General features: G+C 71.2%; 16 protein-coding genes and 2 riboswitches. Of the genes, 9 read left to right on the forward strand and 7 right to left on the reverse strand.

The window, feature by feature from the left end; genetic code table 11:
• The first annotated feature begins 188 nt into the window (after positions 1-188).
• A complete protein-coding gene (locus V6U86_RS01795; RefSeq protein ID WP_334497618.1) occupies positions 189-725 on the forward strand; it encodes a hypothetical protein in 537 nt (178 codons plus the stop codon).
• 621 nt (positions 726-1,346) lie between these two features.
• Here the strand turns inward: V6U86_RS01795 and V6U86_RS01800 are convergent.
• Positions 1,347-2,108 (reverse strand): helix-turn-helix domain-containing protein, encoded by a 762-nt coding sequence (locus tag V6U86_RS01800; RefSeq protein WP_393256019.1) that lies wholly within the window; start codon positions 2,106-2,108, stop codon positions 1,347-1,349.
• Between the two features lie 138 nt (positions 2,109-2,246).
• On the opposite strand from V6U86_RS01800, the gene V6U86_RS01805 reads away from it, so the two are divergent.
• Complete coding sequence (locus tag V6U86_RS01805; protein WP_285793846.1) at positions 2,247-2,417, forward strand: hypothetical protein; 171 nt, start codon at positions 2,247-2,249, stop codon at positions 2,415-2,417.
• Positions 2,404-3,603 (forward strand): helix-turn-helix domain-containing protein, encoded by a 1,200-nt coding sequence (locus V6U86_RS01810; protein WP_334497622.1) that lies wholly within the window; start codon positions 2,404-2,406, stop codon positions 3,601-3,603. Before V6U86_RS01805 ends, V6U86_RS01810 begins: the two co-directional genes overlap by 14 nt.
• A gap of 206 nt (positions 3,604-3,809) precedes the next feature.
• On the opposite strand, the gene V6U86_RS01815 is transcribed toward V6U86_RS01810, so the two are convergent.
• Genes V6U86_RS01815 through V6U86_RS01835 form a run of 5 tightly spaced genes read right to left on the reverse strand, consistent with a single transcriptional unit; the run spans position 3,810 to position 8,958 of the window.
• Positions 3,810-4,490, reverse strand: coding sequence for an ABC transporter ATP-binding protein (locus tag V6U86_RS01815; RefSeq protein WP_334497624.1), 681 nt, complete (start codon positions 4,488-4,490; stop codon positions 3,810-3,812).
• Positions 4,487-5,491, reverse strand: a complete 1,005-nt coding sequence (locus tag V6U86_RS01820; protein ID WP_334497626.1) for an ABC transporter ATP-binding protein — start codon at positions 5,489-5,491, stop codon at positions 4,487-4,489. The genes V6U86_RS01815 and V6U86_RS01820 overlap by 4 nt, the downstream gene beginning before the upstream one ends.
• Positions 5,488-6,378: an ABC transporter permease gene (locus V6U86_RS01825; protein ID WP_334497628.1), complete on the reverse strand. Its 891-nt coding sequence runs from the start codon at positions 6,376-6,378 to the stop codon at positions 5,488-5,490. Before V6U86_RS01825 ends, V6U86_RS01820 begins: the two co-directional genes overlap by 4 nt.
• A complete protein-coding gene (locus V6U86_RS01830; protein ID WP_334497630.1) occupies positions 6,371-7,390 on the reverse strand; it encodes an ABC transporter permease in 1,020 nt (339 codons plus the stop codon). The genes V6U86_RS01825 and V6U86_RS01830 overlap by 8 nt, the downstream gene beginning before the upstream one ends.
• On the reverse strand, positions 7,360-8,958 hold the full coding sequence (locus V6U86_RS01835; RefSeq protein WP_334497632.1) for an ABC transporter substrate-binding protein: 1,599 nt from the start codon (positions 8,956-8,958) through the stop codon (positions 7,360-7,362). Before V6U86_RS01835 ends, V6U86_RS01830 begins: the two co-directional genes overlap by 31 nt.
• A gap of 345 nt (positions 8,959-9,303) precedes the next feature.
• On the opposite strand from V6U86_RS01835, the gene V6U86_RS01840 reads away from it, so the two are divergent.
• On the forward strand, positions 9,304-10,191 hold the full coding sequence (locus V6U86_RS01840) for a hypothetical protein (protein WP_334497634.1): 888 nt from the start codon (positions 9,304-9,306) through the stop codon (positions 10,189-10,191).
• 63 nt (positions 10,192-10,254) lie between these two features.
• Here V6U86_RS01840 and V6U86_RS01845 read toward each other — a convergent pair whose 3' ends face one another.
• Positions 10,255-11,688, reverse strand: coding sequence for a hypothetical protein (locus tag V6U86_RS01845; protein WP_334497636.1), 1,434 nt, complete (start codon positions 11,686-11,688; stop codon positions 10,255-10,257).
• A gap of 103 nt (positions 11,689-11,791) precedes the next feature.
• A riboswitch (cobalamin riboswitch) is annotated at positions 11,792-11,913 on the reverse strand.
• A 67-nt stretch (positions 11,914-11,980) separates the two neighbouring features.
• Positions 11,981-12,096, forward strand: a riboswitch (cobalamin riboswitch).
• Between the two features lie 92 nt (positions 12,097-12,188).
• Here V6U86_RS01845 and V6U86_RS01850 point away from each other — a divergent pair.
• From V6U86_RS01850 to V6U86_RS01870, 5 genes are read left to right on the forward strand one after another with little or no spacing between them, the layout of a single operon-like run.
• The gene (locus V6U86_RS01850; RefSeq protein ID WP_334497638.1) at positions 12,189-14,921 is read left to right on the forward strand and encodes a prenyltransferase/squalene oxidase repeat-containing protein; all 2,733 of its coding nucleotides are present in this window, start codon (positions 12,189-12,191) and stop codon (positions 14,919-14,921) included.
• Positions 14,918-15,868: an LPXTG cell wall anchor domain-containing protein gene (locus V6U86_RS01855; RefSeq protein WP_334497640.1), complete on the forward strand. Its 951-nt coding sequence runs from the start codon at positions 14,918-14,920 to the stop codon at positions 15,866-15,868. Before V6U86_RS01850 ends, V6U86_RS01855 begins: the two co-directional genes overlap by 4 nt.
• A gap of 4 nt (positions 15,869-15,872) precedes the next feature.
• Positions 15,873-17,054: a CbiQ family ECF transporter T component gene (locus V6U86_RS01860; protein ID WP_334497642.1), complete on the forward strand. Its 1,182-nt coding sequence runs from the start codon at positions 15,873-15,875 to the stop codon at positions 17,052-17,054.
• The gene (locus tag V6U86_RS01865) at positions 17,051-18,685 is read left to right on the forward strand and encodes an ABC transporter ATP-binding protein (protein WP_334497644.1); all 1,635 of its coding nucleotides are present in this window, start codon (positions 17,051-17,053) and stop codon (positions 18,683-18,685) included. The genes V6U86_RS01860 and V6U86_RS01865 overlap by 4 nt, the downstream gene beginning before the upstream one ends.
• Positions 18,682-19,494: an ECF transporter S component gene (locus tag V6U86_RS01870; RefSeq protein WP_334497646.1), complete on the forward strand. Its 813-nt coding sequence runs from the start codon at positions 18,682-18,684 to the stop codon at positions 19,492-19,494. The genes V6U86_RS01865 and V6U86_RS01870 overlap by 4 nt, the downstream gene beginning before the upstream one ends.
• Positions 19,495-19,498 lie beyond the last annotated feature (4 nt).

Raw genomic sequence — 19,498 nt, forward strand, 5'->3', positions numbered from 1 at the left:
GCCGAGCAGACCACCGCCCGACCCGCCAGCGTCCGACCGTGCGTCAAGGTCGTCTTGACGTGGCGGGCCGGGCGGTAGCCCGCTCCCCAGAGGGCGGGTCGACGGCAGACGGGACAGCGAAAGGTGGTGGAGACTGTCATGCTTGTGATCATGGATGCGTCCGTCCGGATGAGCAGAGAGTGAGAGGCATGAGATTTGCTATGAAGCGCCGACTACGCCGTATTGCTGCTGGACTGCTGGCTAGCGTCGCAGCGGCTGGCGCCCTGGTCGTTTCGTCCGCCGCACCGGCTAGCGCCGATACCTACACGGCGTGGAATTATTTCACCAACGCGGCAACGCAGCAGTGCCTGGCCACCGACTGGAGCACCAGCGTCTACACCTTTACCGGCTGCAATGGGCCGCAAAGGTGGCGAATGCAGAATCTCGCTGCCTACCCGGGAACCTTCATGCTGCAGAACGAGGCGACCGGACGCTGCCTGAAGCAAGTGACCATCTCCCGAGTAATCAGCGCCTCCTGCGATGGATCCATAATCGAGTTCCGGTGGAGGGTGTCGTCCGGCTATATCTGGAGCGACAACACCGATGGTGACCTGGTCACGGACTACACCCAGAGGGTGTACCTATACAATGGGGCCATCCTGCCCGGTGATCAGTGGTGGGGCTGGAAGTACTCGCGTGCCGCTGGTTCAGCTTCTCTCTCGCCGATCGAGAGTCTCGTTCTTTAGACCTGTGTGGCACGAGAAGATTTGAAGAACCACGAGTGGGCTGTGCTGGCGCCGCTGCTGCCGGCACAGCCCGTTCGGGGCAACCAGTGGCGGATCACCGGCAGGTCATCAACGCGGACGGCTGCTATGCCTGCTGCTGCGGCAGCGTTCCGCTCGTCCCGAAGGAACCGCTAGCCGCCGGTGAGCTGCGCCAACAGCAGACGGGGGCAGTCCGCAGGCATCCACTGCCGGCCGGCCTTACGCCGTGTGCCCAACTCCACCACCGGCGGTTCCCCTCGATTGCCATTTTCCCGCACGGCCCAAGAGACGTCGCGCGACGGTTCGAGTGGGCCTGGTAGCGGCAATCTGCGGTTGCGCGGAAGGCAACGACAACCGCAGCCCGGGCGGAGGCGATGGCGGGATCCATACCTCAAAGGCTATCGAGGCGTACCATCCCCGGGCTGCGGGGGAGTCCGGCCAGGGTGTCGACAGCTACGGTGACAGCAACAACCTGGCACGAGGGCAGCCGCCGGCGGTCGGGCACGGACAGTCGTCCAAGGTCGAGCACACGGAGGGACAACGCCGGACGACGCGGCCAGAACTTATAAGCGAGGCGTCAAGGGCTCCCGGACCAGCAGGGACCTACGTCGCGGACGTGTTGTAGCGATCAAGTGTCGTCTTAGAAGTCGAGGCGTCGCGGAAGACGAGTTCCCACGGGCCGGTGTTCACGTCCATGTCCTTGCCGAAGCCGATCCACTTTCCGGCCATACGTCGACCTGTCGGCTCGGCGATGAGTTGAATTGCCCCGTGGTATCGGGCGCCCCGGTAGTAGCCGGTGGGGTCGGTCTGCTCCACCCAGGTGCCGGTGACGACGGCACCGTCCACGGTCAGGTCCAGCGAGAGAGACGATGACGCCGAGCCAGGAAGGCTGCGCGCCGTGAGCCGATCGCCGTGCTGGAGCAGCACCACGAAGTGTTGTCCAGCAAAGGAGTCTCCCCGCCCGCTGGAGTAGTACTGGTAGCGGCTGAGCCACACGCCTTCGTAGGACTGGTGGGCAGTGGTGGGCTTGGACGTCGGCGTCGGTGTGGCCAGGCTGGACACGGGCGAGGTCAGATCGTGGCCGCCGTGTTCGTCGTCGGCAACATGCCCGCCTGGCACCGCGTCGAAGCCGAGCAGTGAAATGGGTAGACCGGTGACGACCTCCAAGGCGCGGGCGTAGACGGGGCGGGGCGCGGCGATTGCGCCGGACTCCCATCGCTGGACGAGTCTCTTGTTGGCGTCGTTGGGCTCGCCGACGCGGTGGCCGGCGGCCTGCAGAGCGCGAGCGAAGTCGTCCTGGCTCATGCGCATTCCGGTGCGGACGGCCCGCAGGGCGGTGTTGGGGGCGACCATGACTGCCACCATAGCGCCATGTCGCCTTAATGTCGCCGGCTAAGTGACCTGATTGTCGGCCCTTGTGCCGTCGCAGCAGATGACATTCCGACGTCACTGTTGACCCGCGACGGTCGACGTGCCGCTGCTTCCACTGGCGGAGGTGTGGGGATGCCGCGTAAGGGCGACGAATCGGCGGTGAGTCGGGGCGAGCAGATCCAGGCGGCCGAACGGGAGGCGGCGAGGCGGCGGCTTCTCGCCGAGGCGGAGGCGGATCGCATCCCGGTAGAGGAGACGACTCGGGCCGTTCCGGATCGGCGGTGGCGTCGTGGGCAGCGTTGAGCTGTTGCCGGTCGGGCGGCGGGTGGCGTACTGGCGGGGTCGGCGGAAGCTGTCGCAGCAGGTGTTCGCCGACCGGCTCGGCAAGTCAAAGAGCTGGGTCGACAAGGTCGAGCGCGGAGTTCGGCGGCTGGACAAGCTGTCAACACTTCAGGAGATTGCCCGCGTACTTCGCATCGACACCGCCGCTCTTGTCGACCGGGATGCCGCGCCGGTCCAGGCAACGGGTCGCGATGACGGCGTCGAGCGGATCAGAGCAGCGCTGTCCCGCTACGAGATCCCGTTGGGCAGGCCGGCGGGCAGCCCGATATTGCCGGTGGACCGGATGCTGCGGGATGTGGGGTACGCGTGGTCGACGTTCCAGTACGCCCGCTATCCGCAGGTGGTCGACCTGGCGCCGGACCTGCTCACCGGTGCGCAGCGCGCCCATGCTGAGGTGCCGGTGGCGGGTCGGGTGCCGCTCGTCGAGGCGTACCGGATCATCGCTTCTCTGTTGGTCAAGCTCGGCGACGCCGAGCTGGCCTGGTTGGCCGTGGATCGGGCGATGCTCGCCGCCACCGGTGACCGGGAGTTGGTGGCCGCCGCAGGCGTGCAGCTCGGGCAGGTGTTGCGCGCGCTTGGCCGGGTGCGGGAGGCGAAGTCGGTGACGCTCGGTGCCGCGTATCGGATCGCTCCGCCTGTGATCGAGTACGGCACGCCTGCGGAGTTGTCCCTGTGCGGAGCCTTGCTCATCCAAGCCGGCCTGGCGGCGGCGCAAGACGGGAACGAGGCCTCCGCCGGCGAGCTGCTCGACGAGGCTGCCGGTATGGCGGAGCGGGTCGGCGACGGGCACGACCACCACCGCACCGCGTTCGGTCCCACCGCCGTCGACCTGGCCCGCGCCACCGCAGCCGTCGAAGTCGGCGACACCCAGGAGGCGATCGCCTGGCACGAGAAGGCCACCGCGCGGGGCGGCTGGCGGTGGCTACCTGCCGAACACCGCGCCGCGCACCTGCTCGACGTCGCGCGTGCCTACCTGCAGGCCGGGGATACGGGCAGCGCCGCCCGCGTGCTGACCGAGGTCGAGCGCACCGCACCAGCCGAGATCAGGTGCCGGCCCGCCGCCCGGGACGTCGTCGCCGAGGTTGCCCGTCACCCGCGCGCCCCGGCCACGATCGCCCAGCTCGCCGCCACGCTCGGGGTGGGCTGAGCGGCATTCCATGCGGCAGAGAAGTACAGCAGCGAAATACAGCAACCGTGCCAGCCGAACCGGCCCGAGAGGCGCGCCAACAGGCCGTCTGACCTCACATCAAGCCCGACCCGACCAGCCTGCCGAGAGTTCACCCCGAAGAGGTCGCCGCAGGAGCCAAGTCGTCCGCTTTGATCGACTAGGCGCCCGCAACTCCCGAGCGGCGATCAGGCGCGTGCCCTCGTCGCGGCGGCGAGGTCGACGATCCGGTCACTCCAGCGCTCCAGCAGGGTCTGGTCGTGGCTGATGACCAGGACGCCGGCCTGCCGGGTCCGCTGGTAGTCGCTGATGACGGCGGCGACGTGCGCCTGCGTCGACGCGTCGAGCATCGCGGTGGCCTCGTCGCAGAGCAGGTAGTCGGGACGGTGCACGAGGGCCCGGGCGAGGCAGGCGCGTTGCAGTTGCCCGTCGGAGACCGCGTGCGGACGTCGGCCGCGCAAATCCGCGGTGAGGCCGACCAGGTCGGCGAGTTCGGCCACCCGTTCGCGGACCGTCGGTTCGGGCGTCCGGGTGGCGCGTAGCGGTTCTGCGATTAGGTCGGCGAGGCTCAGTCGGGGGTCGGCGGCGGCGCGTGGGCTCTGGAAGAGGGCGGCGACGCGGGTCCGCAGGGCGACCGGTACGGCGTACCGGGTGCCGTCGACCGGGGTGCCGTCGATGCTGACCCGACCCTGATCGGGGCGGTGCAGCAGGGCCAGGACCCGGACCAGCGTCGACTTTCCGCAGCCGGAGGGCCCGCGCAGTCCGACCGTCTCTCCGCGGCCGAGACGCACTGTGACCCCGTTGAGGACGACCTGGCGGCCGTACCCGACGGTCACCTCGTCGGCGAGCAGGTGCTGCGCGTCGGTCACGTGGTGGCTCCCGGAAGGATCGGGTGGTGGCAGGCCGCCGTGCCGCCGCCGGTGACCGGTGTCGGCTCTGGTCGGTCCGTACAGGCGTCGGTGCGGCGCGGGCAGCGGGGCGCGAACGCGCAGCCCGGAGGCAGCGCGGTGAGCATCGGCGGGTCGCCCGGCACCGGCCGGAAGGCCCGGTCCGGCAGGGCGTCGAGCAGCGCCGAGGCGTACGGGTGGGCCGGTGCGGTGAAGAGCTGGTCGGTGTCGCGGTGTTCCACGATGCGGCTGGCGTACATCACGGCGACGGTGTCGGCGACCCGCTGCGCGGCCGCCAGGTCATGCGTGATGAGTACGACAGCCGAGCCGTTGTCGCAGCGACGTCTCAGCAGGTCGAGGGTGTGGTCGACCAGCGGTCGGTCCAGCCCGGTGGTGGGCTCGTCGGCGATGAGCAGCGCCGGGTCGGGTGCCAGCGCGAGCGCGGTGACCAGCCGCTGTGCCATCCCGCCGGACAGCTCGTGGGGATAGCGGTCCAGATCCGTCGGGTCGAGCCCGACATCGACAGCGAGTTGCTCGGCGTCCGCGCGGTCGCGGCCGTGCGCCCGCAGCGTCTCGGCGAGCAACCGCCGTCCGGTGCGCACCGGGTTCAGGGCGGTGGCCGGGCTCTGCGGCACCAACCCGAGACGGCGCCCACGCACCCTGCGAGCCAGGTGGCGTTGACCGCAGGTGATCAGGTCGACCGGTTCGCTGTCCGGCTCGTGCAGGACGGCGTGGCCGGTGGTCGTGGCGTTGCCGGGCAGCAGGCCGAGCAGGGCGTGGGCCAGGACGGACTTGCCGCAGCCGGACTCGCCGACGATGGCCAGCAATTCGCCGGCCCGGACGGTGAGGCTGAGGTCGCTGACGGCACGCACTGTCGTGTCGCGGAGCCGGAACTCGACGCCGAGACGGTCCACGGTGAGCAGCGGCTGACCCGCGGCGACGCGGGGCGACGCCGGGGCTGAAACGGACTCGGTGGTGGTCACAGGTGCAGCTCCGCTCGGACCCGGGGATCGAGGCGGTCGCGCCAGCGGGCGGCGAGGACCGCGATGGCGAGGGTGACGACGACGATGACCGCGCCCGGTGCCAGGCTCGCCCACCAGGCACCGGTCAGCAGCGACCCCTGGCCGTCATTGATCATGTTGCCCAGTGAGGCGAGGTGCGGCGGCAGGCCGAGGCCGAGGAACGACAGGGCGGTCTCGTGCCACACCGCGTGCGGGATCATCAGGGTGGTGGCCAGCGCCAGCCGGGGCAGGACGTGCGGCAGCAGGTGCCGGGTGAGGACCCGGAGTCGGCCGGCCCCACCGCTGATGGCGGCGTCGATGAACGGTCGGGTCCGCAGGCTCAACAACTCGGATCGGACGATGCGGGCGGTGGAGAGCCAGTGGGTGAGCCCGACGGAGGCGATCACGGCACCGAGGCTGGGCCGCAGCATGGCGACGATGAAGATGCCCAGCAGCAGGTGTGGCATCGCGGCGATGGTGTCCACGATCCGCATCAGGATCCGGTCCACCCGGCCGCCGAGCGTGCCGGCGATCCCGCCGACCACGCCCCCGAGAACCGTGGCCACGAGGGCGGCGACCGCGCCGACGAGCAACGAGACCCGCAGTCCGTAGACAGCCCGGTGCGCCACGTCGCGGCCCAGGTCGTCAGTGCCGGCAAGGTGGGCCCAGGACGGTGCCAAGCGGGTCTGGTCCAGCGCGACCGCGCTCTGGTCGAGCGGCCAGACGAGCGGAGCGAGCAGCGAGCCGGCGACTGCCACCAGCAGGACCAGACCGGCGATGACGACACCGGTCTGGCCGGGTCGCAGCCGCAGCCGCAGCCGGGACCGGGCCAGGTGGAGCAGCGGCTGTCGGGTAGCAAGGTCAGCCATCGAGTCGCACCCTCGGGTCGGCGGCGGCGTAGGCGAGGTCGGTCGTGAGGTTCGCGGCCAGCACCACGGCGGTGGTGACAAGCGTGATCGCCGCCAACAGCGGGAAGTCGCTGCCCAGTGCGGCGGCCACCGTGACGGCACCGAGGCCCGGCAGCGAGAAGACCGTCTCGACAAGCACCGCCCCGCCGACCAGCTCGGGCAGGTGGGTGCCGACCAGGGTGAGGAACGGCAGCAGCGCGGTCCGTAACGCGTGCCCGAACAGGATCGTCCGCCCGGGCAACCCCCGGGCCCGCGCCGCGAGCACGTGGTCGTCGCGCATGCTCTCCGCTACGGCGTCCCGGACGAACAGCACGAACCACGGTGCCTGGGAAACGGCCAGCACTCCGACCGGCAGGATCAGGTGGTGCGCCACGTCGGCCCAGGAGGTGCTGGTCGCTGTGACATCGGTGAGCCCGCCCGCCGGAAACCAGCCCAGGGCCAGCGCGAACACGGCGATCGCGGCCAGACCCAGCCAGAACACCGGCATCGACTCGACCGCGTAGGCCGCCGCCCGCAAACCCCGGTCGAACAACCCCCCCCTGCGGTACGCGGCCAGCGCGCCCAGCAGCAGACTGCCGACCAGGACCAGGGCGAGGGTCACACCGATCAGCAACAGCGTCCAGCCGGCCCGGTCGGAGAGCACTGCGGCGACCGGCTCGTGACGACTCGTCGACCAGCCCAGATCGCCCTGGACCAGATTGCCGATCCAGCGTAGGTACTGCACCGGCAGCGGGTCGTCGACACCCCAGTTGGCGCGAATCTGCGCCAGGTTCTCCTCGCTGGCGGTGAAGGCCGCCGCGCCCGCGTACTGCTTGGCGGGGTCCACCGGCGAGGCGGCACCCAGGGCGAACATCCCGACGCTCGTCGCGGCGAGCACCGGCACGGCGACCAGGAGGCGGCGTCGGACCACCGCCCCGGCCCCGGCCAGTCGGCCGGAGCGGGTCATGAGCGCGTCCAGGTGTTGATGTTCCACCAGATGCTGTTCGCCACCCCGTGCTCGTGCGCCTCGACCCGGGGGGCCGCGCCCTGGACGGAGGACTTCAGCACGTAGGTGTGCCGCAGGTAGGTGAGGAACAGCCACGGCACGTCGGCGGCCAACTGCTTCTGGAACTGGGTGTACGCGGCCTTGCGAAGAGCCGGGTCGATCTGGTCGCGGCCCTCCTGGAGGGCCCGGTCCGTCACCTCGGAGCGGTACGAGCCAGGGTTGAAGTAGCCCTGCCCGGCGAACTGGGAGCTGAACAGCTTGTACGAGACGAAGTCCGGGTCGTACGGAGTGCCATAGCCCATCAGCAGGGCGTCGGACTTCATCCGCGGATCGATGGCGTCCCAGGTGAGCCCGGCCGGGGTGACCTCGATGCCGATCTTCTTCGCGTCGGCGGTGACGGCCAGGGCCAGGTCCTTGCGAAGGGTGTCGGTTGCCGGGTACATCAGCGTGAACCGGGCCGGCCGGCCGTCCTTGGCCCGCACCCCACCCGAACCGGGCCTCCAGCCGGCAGCGTCGAGCAGCGCGCTCGCCGCCGTCGCGTCGGCGGTCGGCGTGCCGACTGTCGAAGGGTCGGCGAACTCGGAGGTCGGGGGGACCGGCCCGAACGCCGGTTCGCCGGCGCCACCGAGGATTCCGGACACCATCGCGGCCCGGTCGACGGCGAGGTTGAGCGCCCGGCGGACCGCCGGGTCGGCCAGGACCGGGTTGCCCATCGGCAGCATCACGCCCCGGTAGTCGGCGGTCGGCACCCGCTGCACCCGGTACGTGTTGTCGGAGTCGAATCCGGAGGCGAGCTTCGGCGGCAGCTCGGCGGCGTCGAACTCACCGGCGCGCATCCGCTGGGCGCGGACGTTGTCGTCGGCGACGAACGCCACCACGACCCGGTTGTTCGCCGGCCGGCCACCGAAGTAGCGCTCGTTCGCGGTGAGCACCAGCCGGTCACCCGGCGTCCAGGACTCGACCTTGTACGGCCCGGTCCCGATCGGCTTCCGGTTGAACCCGGTGGTGTTGATGTCCTGCCCGCTGAGCAGCTTCGACGGCACGATGCCCAGGGTGAGCCGCTGCAGGAACGGCGCGTACGGGTAGCGCAGCCGGAACACGACTGTGGTCGCGTCGGGTGCGGTCACCGACTCCACCATGTCCAGGTCGGAGCGCAGCGTCGAGTCGACCTTTGGATCCAGCACGGCCTGGTACGTGAATACGACGTCCTGGGCGGTCAGCGCGGTGCCGTCGTGGAACTGCACGCCGTCGCGGAGCTTCGCGGTCACGGTGCGTCCCTCGGCGGACAGTACCGGCAACGCCGTGGCCAGCCCAGGGACGAGGCGGTTGTCACTGTCGCGGGCGACGAGCCCGTCGAAGATCAGCGCGGCGCCGTCGACGCCGAAGTTGAGCACCGGGTTCAGTGCGTCGGGCTCGTCGGAGGTGGCCACGACAAGTGTCGCGCCGCCGGCTGGGCTGTCCGGGGTGGTCGGGGCCGAGCAGCCGGCGAGGACGAGCATCCCGGCCGCTGCTGTCAACGCCACGAGGCGTCGGAAGGTCGGACGGATCCGGGTCACGGAACGCTCCTGTGGTGTGGGTAACGGGGTGTGGGGCGTGCAGGTGCAGCCGCAACAGTTGATGATCACGGTGGCACAGTTGCAACTCATTGGCAATTGCAAGATGTCTGCATCATGAACAGGAATGCGGTCGTCGAATCACGTCCAAGCGCGCGTCACCGCCCGCGCATCTGCGCTGACCAATAAGTTGATCAACGAACTGTTCATGTCGTTTCTTCGTGCCCCACACCGGCCTGGACCTGCGCGTTTGCCGACGGTCGACAGGGTTGCCGCGAATCGTGTAGTCGCCATCCTGGAGCCCTCTTGTCCCAGCATCGACGTCGGCGACGACGAAACGCGGCGACGGTGATCCCGCTGGTGGCCCTCGCCGTCGCAGCAGCCGTCCTGGCCCTGCCGTCCCCGGCATCGGCGCACCCGTTCGGTGATCCGCAGACCGTGTCCATCACGCCTGACGAGCAGCGGCCCGACGTCGTGCGGGTGCGGTGGCGGGTCGGCGGCCCCGACGACCTGACACTGCTCGGCGTCTCGCTCGGCCTGCTGCCGGCCGACCGCATCCTGCTCGACGGTGCGGTCGACTACCGGACGACCGACCCCGCCGTGATCGCGGCGTCCGAGCAGTTTCCCGCGTACCTGCTCAAGCGGATCACCGTGGCCGACGGGGCGCGGCCCTGCCTCGGCGTTGTCGCACCGCTCAAGGCCCTGGCGCGGACCGGTGCGACTGTCGACTACACCTGCCCGGGGCCGGTCGGCACGGTTACCGTCGCGGTGCGGATGCTCACCGGTCTGTGGATGGTGCGCCGGCACCTACACGCCGCAGGCCACAGTCACGACCACACCCACACCCACGGCCACGGCCACGGCCACGGTCATGGCCACACCCACACCCACAGTCATGACCACGTCAAACGCCCCGGACTGTTTTTGCTGGGCATCTCCGGCGGGCTGACCCCTTCCCCGGCCGCGTTCCTCGTGCTGGCGACCGGGCTGTTCATCGGTCGCGCCGGCTTCGCTCTGCTGCTGGTCCTGACGTTCGGCCTGGGCATGGCCGTCGTGCTCTTCGGCGTCGGGATCCTCGCGGTCGCCGGTAGCTCCCTGGTCACCCGGGGCGCACAGTCCCGCGCCATTCTTGGGTTGGCCACCCGGGTGGCGCCCGTCCTTGCCGCCAGCGGCATCACGCTGTTCGGCGCGGGTCTCGTCACCGTCGCCGCGATCCACCTCGTCACCCTCGCCTGAGCAACCGGCGAGAGCGTGGTCAGCGGCGGCTCGGCCGCCGCTGACCACGCCACTACCCGACGGTCAGACGCCGTAGCGCAGGTAGATGGTGTCGCCGACGGTCACTGTCGTGCCGCGGGTCGCGGTGGCCAGGGTGCTGCCGTCGCGGGACACCTTCCATGTGGAGGAGCCGCTGTTGGCCAGGCCGTTGATCGAGGTGATGGTGCCGGTGCCGCTGGTCGGGTTGAGGGCGGTGACGCAGCCGCTGGGGGCGGCCGCGCCGACGGCGGCGTCCAGCACGGCGCCGAGGGTGGTGGTGGCGGCGGTCGGCGTCAGCGTCACCGCGCACGGCTTGATGCTGCCGCTGCCATTGTCGATGATCACGGCGAGTCGGGAGGCGATGCCGGCGGTGAACCCACTCGCCGCGACCCAGGTGGGAGCGCCGGCGGTGACCGGGGTCGGGGGAGCGGCGGTGTAGCCCGCGGCGGCCAGGGCCCGCACCGCGTCGATCGAGGCGTACGCCGATGGGGTGGTGTTGGTGGTGAGGTACTTGAACCCACCGCCGCTCAACTGCTGCGCGCGGAGGAAGTCGATCGGCGTCTTTCCGGCCGTGGTGGTGAAGTCGGTGCCCTGGCTCGGGATGCCGCAGGCGTTCAGCCCGGAGACAGCCCACGCGTTCGAGTCGGTGTTCACACCGAACATCGAGGTGAACGCGCCCGAGGCGTTGACGAGCTTGCCCTTGAGGAAGTTCTTCGCCTGGACGACGTCGGTGTCGGTGTTGGGCACCCCGGCGGCACAAAGGGCGGCCATGGCTGCGCCGGTCATGTCGATGTCGCTGGCGGCGGCGAGTTGGGTGGGGTTGCCCTCGGCCTGGCTGAAGGTCCAGCCGCCGTCGTTGTGCTGGTTGTTGCGGATCCGGGTGACCGACAGGTTGAGCAGCGCCTGCGGCACGCGGGCGGCACCGGTCTGGGTCTTCGCGCCGGCCAGGGCGAGGGTGGCGAAGATGGTGCCGTTGAAGTTCGCCGGCGGGCCGTAGTAGCCGGCCGATCCGGTCTGCCAGTAGGCGATGGTATCGGCGATCAGGTTGCGGGCGGGGGAGACCCGGGCGGGGTCGATGCCGGCGGCGTAGGCGTTCAGGACGCCACGCTCGTAGTCGGTGACGACGGGCGCGGTGCTCGGCCAGGACGCGGCGGAGAGCTGGTTACGGTACACGGTGCGGGCGTTCTTGGTCGTGTCGCCGGAGGGGTAGACGTCTACGGCCGCGACGCCGGCGGGGGCGAACGCGCTGAACGCCCACTCGTTCGACAGCCCGCCGCTGGCGTAGCTGCCATCGGCGGCCTGCAGGGTGCGCAGGTAGGCGACGCCATTGGTCTTGGCGGTGGCGATCTGCGCCGCTGTCGAGGTCGCGGCGGCCGGCGCGGCACCGGTCGTGACCGCGACGACCGAGGCGATCAGCGCGGCGGCGGGAACTGTCGCGAGTCGTCTCCGGCGGCTGCCGGAGGAAAGGCGCGAGGACATCGGGTCTCCTTGGGGGAAGGGGCACGACTGCCTCGACCCGGAGCCCGGCAGGGGCCGGCGGGAGCGGGGCGGGCCGGCCGCAGGACGCGTGGGACGGATACCGCAGGTGCTGCGTCACCACGTGGGTGGTCGGGCTCGGGACGGCCAACCGTCCTCACCGTTGCGCGTCAGCCCCGGATTTCCACCGGGTTCCCCCACGCGATGACGCGGTCACGGTATGGGAGGAAGCCCCTACCGCGCGCTGTTAGGTACATGACACGTCCTCGCGTTGACGAGGTGGTCGGGGTTGTGGTCCGATGACCGCGATCCAGCAGTCAGGGGAAGCCGGTCAAAGTCCGGCGCTGGCCCGCAGCCGTAGGTCCCGTTTTCGGGACGAGTCGGATTACCTGGCTGGATAGTGCACCGCAGCGCCGTCGAGGTACACGGCGCGGAGCCAGGTTTCCGGGACTCGTCTCGGGGTCCGCGTCCGCGCCTGCGCCGCTACCCCGGAGAGAGTCACCATGTCCCCACTGGTCAGTCGAACGTCGCGGATCTCCGCGCCGTGGTTGGCGTTGGTCGCCGCGGTGACGCTCGGCGCGTTGGCGCTGGTGGTGCCGACCCGTGCGGCGATCGCCGATCCGCTGGAGTTCTGCACCCCGACCCAGGGCGCGATCGTCGCGGTCGACTTCGGCGCGTGGGGCGGGCCGCTGTTGCGCGGCTGCGACGCCACCCCGACCACCGGCCTGGATCTGCTGCACGAGGCGGGCTTCACCACGACCGGTACCGCCCACGACGGCCCCGGGTTCATCTGCCGGATCGGGTCACCCGCCTTCGACGCCGGTGCCGAGCACCCGACGCCGGCCGACGAGGCGTGTCAGCTGACGCCGCCGGCCACCGCCTACTGGTCCTACTGGATCGCTCCGGCCGGGCAGGACCACTGGACCTACAGTCCACTCGGCGCGATGTCCCAACGGCCCGGCCCAGGTGAGGTCGAAGCGTGGGTCTTCGGCGGCACCGACATCGGCGGCACCACCGGGGCGCCGAGCTTCACCCCCGCATCGGTACGCGCGAGCGGCCCGACGCCGACCGCGACGCCAACCGCGACCCCGACCGGGACGCCCGTGCCGGTGCCACCGACGGAAGCCCAGGTCAAGGCGGTTGCGAGTTACCTTGTCGCGCAGCTCGCCGACGGCGACCACGTCGACAACGGTTTCGTCGACTACTACCGGACCATCGCCGTCGCCACCGCCCTGGCCGGGACCGGTGGGCAGGACCAGACCATCACCAAGATCGTCGATTACCTGCGGGCGCACGTCGATGCCGCGATCTCCCCGAACGGTGCCACCGCCGCACCCCACATCGCCAACGTCGCCAACCTCGCGCTCCTGCTGACCATCACCGGCGGTAACCCGCGCGCGTTCGGCGACCGGGATCTGATCGCCACGCTCACCGATCGGGTGTGCACCGCGACCGACGTCGACGCCGGCTGCGCCGCCGCCGGTGACTTCGCCGGATCGAGCGATCCCCTGACCCACGCGACCGCCCTGCTCGCGCTCAAGCGGGCCGGCGTCACCCCGCCGGCCGCGACCGTCACCCGACTGACCGAGCAGCAGTGCGCGACCGGTGCCTTCGCCGGTGTATGGCGCAGCCCCACCGACGCCTGTGACCCGGACCTCGCGGCCACGACGCTGGCCGTCCTGGCGATGCACACGCTCGGCGGGCACGACGCGGCGTTGAGTTCGGCCAAGGCGTTCCTGGCTGCGGCGCAGGAGCCGGACGGTGGGTACCAGCCATGGACCGGAGCGGGCTTCAGCGACACCTACCCCACCGGGCACGCCGCGCAGGCACTCGCCGTACTCGGCCTCACCGACCGGGCCGCCGCCGCCACCGGCCTCCTGGTCAGCCGGATCGTCACCGGCGGTGGGCTCAGCCCCGACCCGAGCAACCCGGACGCGGACCTGGCCGCCACCGCCGCTGCGGCGCTCGCCCTGGCCGGTAAGAATCTTGCCACCCTGGGTGCGCCGCCGCCGCCGCCGGCCGGGCCGCGACCCGATCTGGTCAAGGGGGTGGCCTACCTCGTCGCGCCGGGCAACCTGATCGACGGCAGGTACTACGAGTCGTTCCCCGGCTTCCCCGACTTCGGGTTGAGCATCGACGGTGCCTACGCCCTGGCCGCCACCGGCGGGGACGACACCAAGCTGCGGGCGATCGTCGAGTTCCTGCGCGGCGGCGGCGCGGTTGGCGACAACGGATTCACCGTCGACATGTGGTTGGGCGTCGGCACCGACTACGCCGTCGGCGGCGCGATCGGGAAGATGGCGTTGCTGGCCCAGGTCACCGGCTACGACCCACGGTCGTTCGGTGGACACGACCTGATCGCCGCGTTGGGTGACGTGACCTGTACCAAGGTCGACGCGCCGACCGGCTGTGCCGGGGCCGGCAACTACCGGTACGCCACCTCGGTGTTCGGGCAGTCGCTCGGCATCATGGCGCAGCTGCGCGCCGGCCAGGGCGAGGCTGCCATCAAGCCGGTCGAGTTCCTCAAGGGACTCCAGCGCGCCGACGGGTCGTTCCCCAGCCTCATCCCGGCGGCGGACGCCGACAAGGACGTCGACAGCACCGCGATGGCCGCGATGGCTCTCGCGCCGTTGACCGACGACGCGGCGGCGGTCAGCGCCGTCGACAAGGCGCTGACCTGGATCGCCTCGGCGCAGAAGGCGCACGGCGGGTTCCCCGGCGCGGCCGGCGACTCCACCAACTCCACGGCGCTCGCGATCCAGGGCCTCGCCCTGCGCGGCACCACCTATGCCCGACAGGTCGACAATGCGATGTCGTTCCTGGCCGGCCAGCAGAACGACGACGGCGGGTTCACCGTCGCCGCCGGGGGCCAGGCTGGCTCCGACGTGCGCGCGACCACCCAGGTTGTCGGCGGTGCCACCGGAATGTCGTTCGCCACCCTGACCCGCGACGTGCACGAACTGCCCGGCACGGATCCGACCGGCTCACCGACGCCAACGCCGACCGCGACGCCCAGCACGACTGCGACACCGACCGCGAGTCAGTCGCCGCTCCCGTCGACCAGCCTGACCCCGCCATCGCCCAGCAACGGGGGGCAGCCGTCGGGCAACCTGCCCCGCACCGGCGCGTCCATCGTGACAGTCATCCTGCTGGCGCTGGTGCTCGTCGTCGCCGGCGTCCTGCTGCGGATCTCCGCACGTCGGCGCGCGGTGGCCGGCGATGGCGGTGCCTCGTGACGGCCCGCAGGTGGCTCCGGTCGGTGGTCGCCCTGTCGATCGTCGCGATGGTGGCGGGGACACCCGCGCCCGCGTTGGCCGACCCGCTGCCGATCGGCCAGTGCACCACGTCGTCCGGGGTGATCCTCGCGGTCGACTTCAGCAAGTGGGGCGGGCCACTCCTGCGGTCCTGCGGCACCACCCCGACCACCGGTTATCAACTGCTCAACCAGGGTGGCTGGCGCACCACCGGGACGCAGCACGATGGGCCCGCGTTCATCTGCCGGATTGGCTACGCGGGTTACCAGGGCGGTACGCAGTACCCCACCCCGGCCACCGAGAGATGTGCTCTCACACCGCCGGCCAGCGCGTACTGGTCTTACTGGCACGCCGACCCGGGGCAGAACACCTGGGTCTACAGCCAACTCGGCGCGATGAGCTACAAGCCCAAGCCCGGCAGCGTCGACCTGTGGATCTTCGGGGCCACCGACATCGGCGGCACCCAGGGGCGGCCCCAGTTCAGTCCGGACAGCGTCCGAGCCCGCAACAGCAAACCGACCGGAACAGCCACCACCGTTCCCCCACCCGCCGCACCCACCCCGGCTCAGCCGGGTGGCGGGAATCCACCGGGCGTTGGCAACCCACCGAGGGCTGGCAACCCGCCGCCCGTCGATCCCGGCGTCGGCAACCCTCCGCCCGGCCTCCCGCTGGCGGGAGCACCGACGCCGGGCCCGATCAGTGGTACGCCGACGCCCCCGGCCGGCGAAGCTACCTCGGCGGTAGCGGGAGGACCGTCCCTGCCACCGAGCACCACCGCCGACGCACCCCGCATTCTCGACGCGGAACCCACCGCGATGGCCGCTCGCCAGGACACCGGTTCGGCGCTGCCGGCACTGATCACGGTCGGGCTGCTGGCCCTGCTCGCCCTTGCCGGCGGTGTCGTCGGCTGGCGACGCCGCCGCGCCTGACCCGATGCGCCCGATCCGTAGCGGCCTCGTGCACCGGCTCGCGGTGGCGCGGCTGCCGCGCCCTCTGCACCCGGTGGCCTGGTGGTTGTGGGCGCTCGCGCTGGCCACCGCCGCGAGCCGCACCAGCAACCCGCTTCTCCTGCTGCTCATCTTCGCGGTGCTCGGGTTCGTCGTCAGCGCCCGTCGCACGGACGCGCCCTGGGCACGGGCGTTCCGCTACTACCTCTACCTCGCCCTGATCATCATCGCGATCCGGGTGGTGTTCCGGACGGTCTTCGCCTCCGGCATCACGCCCGACGACCACATTCTCTTCCGGCTCCCGCACCTGCCCACCCCCGACTGGTACGCCGGCATCCAGATCGGCGGCCCGGTCTCCCTGGAGGCGACCCTGTCCGCCGCTGTCGACGGGCTCCGGCTGGCCTGCCTGCTGTGCTGCATCGGGGCCGCCAACAGCCTCGCTAACCCCAAGAGGGCCCTGCGGGTCCTCCCTGGCGCGCTGTACGAGTTGGGTGTCGCCGTCACCGTCTCGCTGAGCGTCGCACCGCAACTCGTGGAGAGTGTTCAACGGGTCGCCCGTGCCCGTCGACTGCGCGCCGGGCGAGCCAGGGGATTCGGTGCCGTGCGGGCCATCGTGATGCCGGTCCTGCACGACGCGCTGGACCGGTCGCTGCGGCTGGCCGCCGCCATGGACTCCCGCGGCTACGGCCGGGTCGGCACCGCCACAGCAGGCTCGCGGCGGCTCACCGGCGTCCTCATGCTCACCGGCATGGCCGGCCTCTGCGTCGGCGTGTACGGCCTGCTCGACCCGCGGGTGCCACGCCCGGTCGGGCTCGGTGGCCTCGGATGTGGTGTCCTGCTCTGCGTCGCCGGACTGGCGCTCGGCGGACGCCGGGTCTCCCGCAGCCGCTACCGACCCGACCCGTGGCAGTGGCCGGAGTGGACCGTCGCCGGCTGCGGCGTCGTCACGGCCATCGTGCTCGGTGCCGGCACCGGCTACGACCCCGCCGCGCTCAACCCGAGCCTCTATCCGCTGCACTGGCCCAGCCTGCCCGCACTACCGGCCGCCGCGATCCTTGTCGCCGCCCTCGCGGCGATCGCCGCACCGACACCGCCGCGCCCGCACCGACCGCAGCCCGCCGCCGCCGTGCGGCACCGCGCCGCCGACACCGCAGGAGCACCGTCATGATCCGCTTCGAGCGCGTCAGCATCACGTACGACGGCGCACCCCGCCCCACCCTCCGCGACGTCGACCTCCACATCGACGAGGGGGAACTGTGCCTGGTCGTCGGGCAGACGGGCGCGGGGAAGTCGACGCTGCTCGGCGCGATCAACGGTCTTGTCCCGCACTTCACCGGCGGCACCCTCCAGGGCAGCGTGCGCGTCGCCGGTCGGGACACCGCCGACCACCCCCCACGCGAGTTCGCCGATCTGGTCGGTGTCGTCGGGCAGGACCCGGTCGCCGGGTTCGTCACCGACACCGTCGAGGAGGAGTTGGCGTACGGGATGGAGCAGCTCGCCCTCGATCCGGCTGTCATGCGGACCCGGGTGGAGGAGACCCTGGACCTGCTCGGCCTCGTCGACCTGCGCCACCGGGGCCTGCACGAACTCTCCGGCGGTCAGCAGCAACGGGTGGCGATCGGCGCGGCGCTGACCGCTCACCCGCGGGTGCTCGTCCTCGACGAGCCCACCTCCGCGCTCGACCCGACCGGGGCCGACGACGTCCTCGCCACCATCACCCGGCTGGTTCACGACCTCGGCGTCACAGTCGTGCTGGCCGAGCACCGCATGGAACGCGTCCTGCCGTACGCCGACCGGCTCATCCACGTCGCCCGCGACGGCACCGTCCGGCACGGTGACCCGAGCGGTCTCATCGCCGATGCCACAGTCGCGCCGCCCGTTGTCGACCTCGGGCGTCTGGCCGAGTGGTCGCCGCTGCCACTGTCGGTACGCGACGCCCGCCGGCACGCGACGGCACTGCGGGACCGATTGCCGGCCACTCCGCCGCAACCACACCGCCAATCCCACGCCGGCACGCGGAAGGCGCTCACCGCAACCGGCGTGGTCGTCCGCCACGGACCGGTCGTCGCCGTGCGCGGGGTCGACCTCAGCCTGGTACGCGGTGAGATCACCGCGTTGATGGGGCGTAACGGATCCGGCAAGTCGTCGCTGCTCTGGGCTCTGCAGGGCTCGGGTCGCCGGGGCGGCGGCGGCATCGCTGTACCCGATCCGTCGGGTCGGGACGTCGACCCGGGGCGGGTCGGCGCGAGCGAGGCCCGCCGACTCGTCGGCCTCGTTCCGCAGACCGCCACCGACCTGTTGTACCTGGACACCGTCGACGCCGAACTCGACCAGGCCGACCGTGACGGTGCCGAGCCGGGTACGGCGCGGCGCCTCCTCGACGGCATCGCCGCCGGCGTAGACGGCGGCAGCCACCCCCGGGATCTGTCCGCCGGGCAGCAGTTGGCCCTGGTTCTGGCGATCCAGCTCGCCGTGACGCCGGGTGTGCTGCTCCTCGACGAGCCCACCCGTGGGCTCGACTACCAGGCCAAGGCCGCGCTGACCCGTAGTCTCGACGGTCTCGCCGCGCAGGGCCGTGCCGTCGTCGTGGCCACCCACGACGTCGAGTTCGCCACCGCCGCCGCCGACCGGGTCGTTGTCATGGCAGACGGGGAGATCGTCGCCGACGGCCCTGTCCCGACCGTGCTCACCGCGTCGCCGACGTTCGCCCCACAGGTCGCGAAGATCCTCGCGCCGCTGCCGTACCTGACCGTCGGGCAGGTCGCCGCAGCCCTCGACGAGCCGACGGTGCCGGCATGACGACGCTGAACGTCGCCGTCCGCGTGCCTGCCCGGGCCGTCCTCGCCATCACCATGGCGTCGTTCCTGGGCTTTGTCGCGTTCCTCTGGCCGTTCGTCGTCGCACCGGGCACCTTCGGTTCCACCCAGACCCCGCCCTTGATGTTCGGCGTGCTGCTGCTCCTCGTCCTCGGGGTGATCTTCGCCGAGATCGCCGACGGCAGGATCGACGCGAAGGCCCTGGCCATGCTTGGTGTGCTGTCCGCGATCAACGCGGCCCTGCGACCGCTCGGAGCGGGCACGGCGGGCATCGAGACGGTGTTCTTCATCCTCGTTCTCGCCGGTCGGGTCTTCGGACCCGGTTTCGGCTTCGCACTCGGTTGCACCTCGCTGTTCGCCTCCGCCCTGCTGACCGGGGGAGTGGGGCCGTGGATGCCGTACCAGATGTTCGGTTGTGCCTGGGTCGGCCTGTTCGCCGGTCTGCTGCCCAGGGTCCGGGGACGGGCCGAGATCGTCCTGCTCGCCGCCTACGCCGCGGTCAGCGGGTACTTCTTCGGGTTCATGCTCAATCTGTCCTTCTGGCCGTTCTCCCTCGACCCGACGAGCTCGATCGCCTACCAGCCGGGCCTGCCTACCCTGGAACAGCTCCAGCGGTACCTGACGTTCTTCACCGTCACCTCCCTGGGCTGGGACACCGGGAGGGCGGTCACCACGGCCGTCCTGGTCACCCTCGCCGGGCCTGCGGTGCTCGGCGCGTTCCGGCGTGCGGCCCGGCGGGCGCGTTTCCGGGCTGCCCCGACGTTCACCGTCGGTGGTGACGGTCACCAGTGACCGG

The sequence above is a fragment of the Micromonospora sp. CPCC 205558 genome (assembly GCF_036902955.1).
Classification (GTDB): Bacteria; Actinomycetota; Actinomycetes; order Mycobacteriales; family Micromonosporaceae; genus Micromonospora.

Coding starts and splice junctions, on each gene's coding strand:
- V6U86_RS01805 (WP_285793846.1), top strand. CDS start 2,247: ATGCCGCGTAAGGGCGACGAATCGGCGGTGAGTCGGGGCGAGCAGATC.
- V6U86_RS01800 (WP_393256019.1), bottom strand. CDS start 2,108: ATGGTGGCAGTCATGGTCGCCCCCAACACCGCCCTGCGGGCCGTCCGC.
- V6U86_RS01825 (WP_334497628.1), bottom strand. CDS start 6,378: ATGGCTGACCTTGCTACCCGACAGCCGCTGCTCCACCTGGCCCGGTCC.
- V6U86_RS01865 (WP_334497644.1), top strand. CDS start 17,051: ATGATCCGCTTCGAGCGCGTCAGCATCACGTACGACGGCGCACCCCGC.
- V6U86_RS01870 (WP_334497646.1), top strand. CDS start 18,682: ATGACGACGCTGAACGTCGCCGTCCGCGTGCCTGCCCGGGCCGTCCTC.
- V6U86_RS01795 (WP_334497618.1), top strand. CDS start 189: ATGAGATTTGCTATGAAGCGCCGACTACGCCGTATTGCTGCTGGACTG.
- V6U86_RS01860 (WP_334497642.1), top strand. CDS start 15,873: ATGCGCCCGATCCGTAGCGGCCTCGTGCACCGGCTCGCGGTGGCGCGG.
- V6U86_RS01845 (WP_334497636.1), bottom strand. CDS start 11,688: ATGTCCTCGCGCCTTTCCTCCGGCAGCCGCCGGAGACGACTCGCGACA.
- V6U86_RS01850 (WP_334497638.1), top strand. CDS start 12,189: ATGTCCCCACTGGTCAGTCGAACGTCGCGGATCTCCGCGCCGTGGTTG.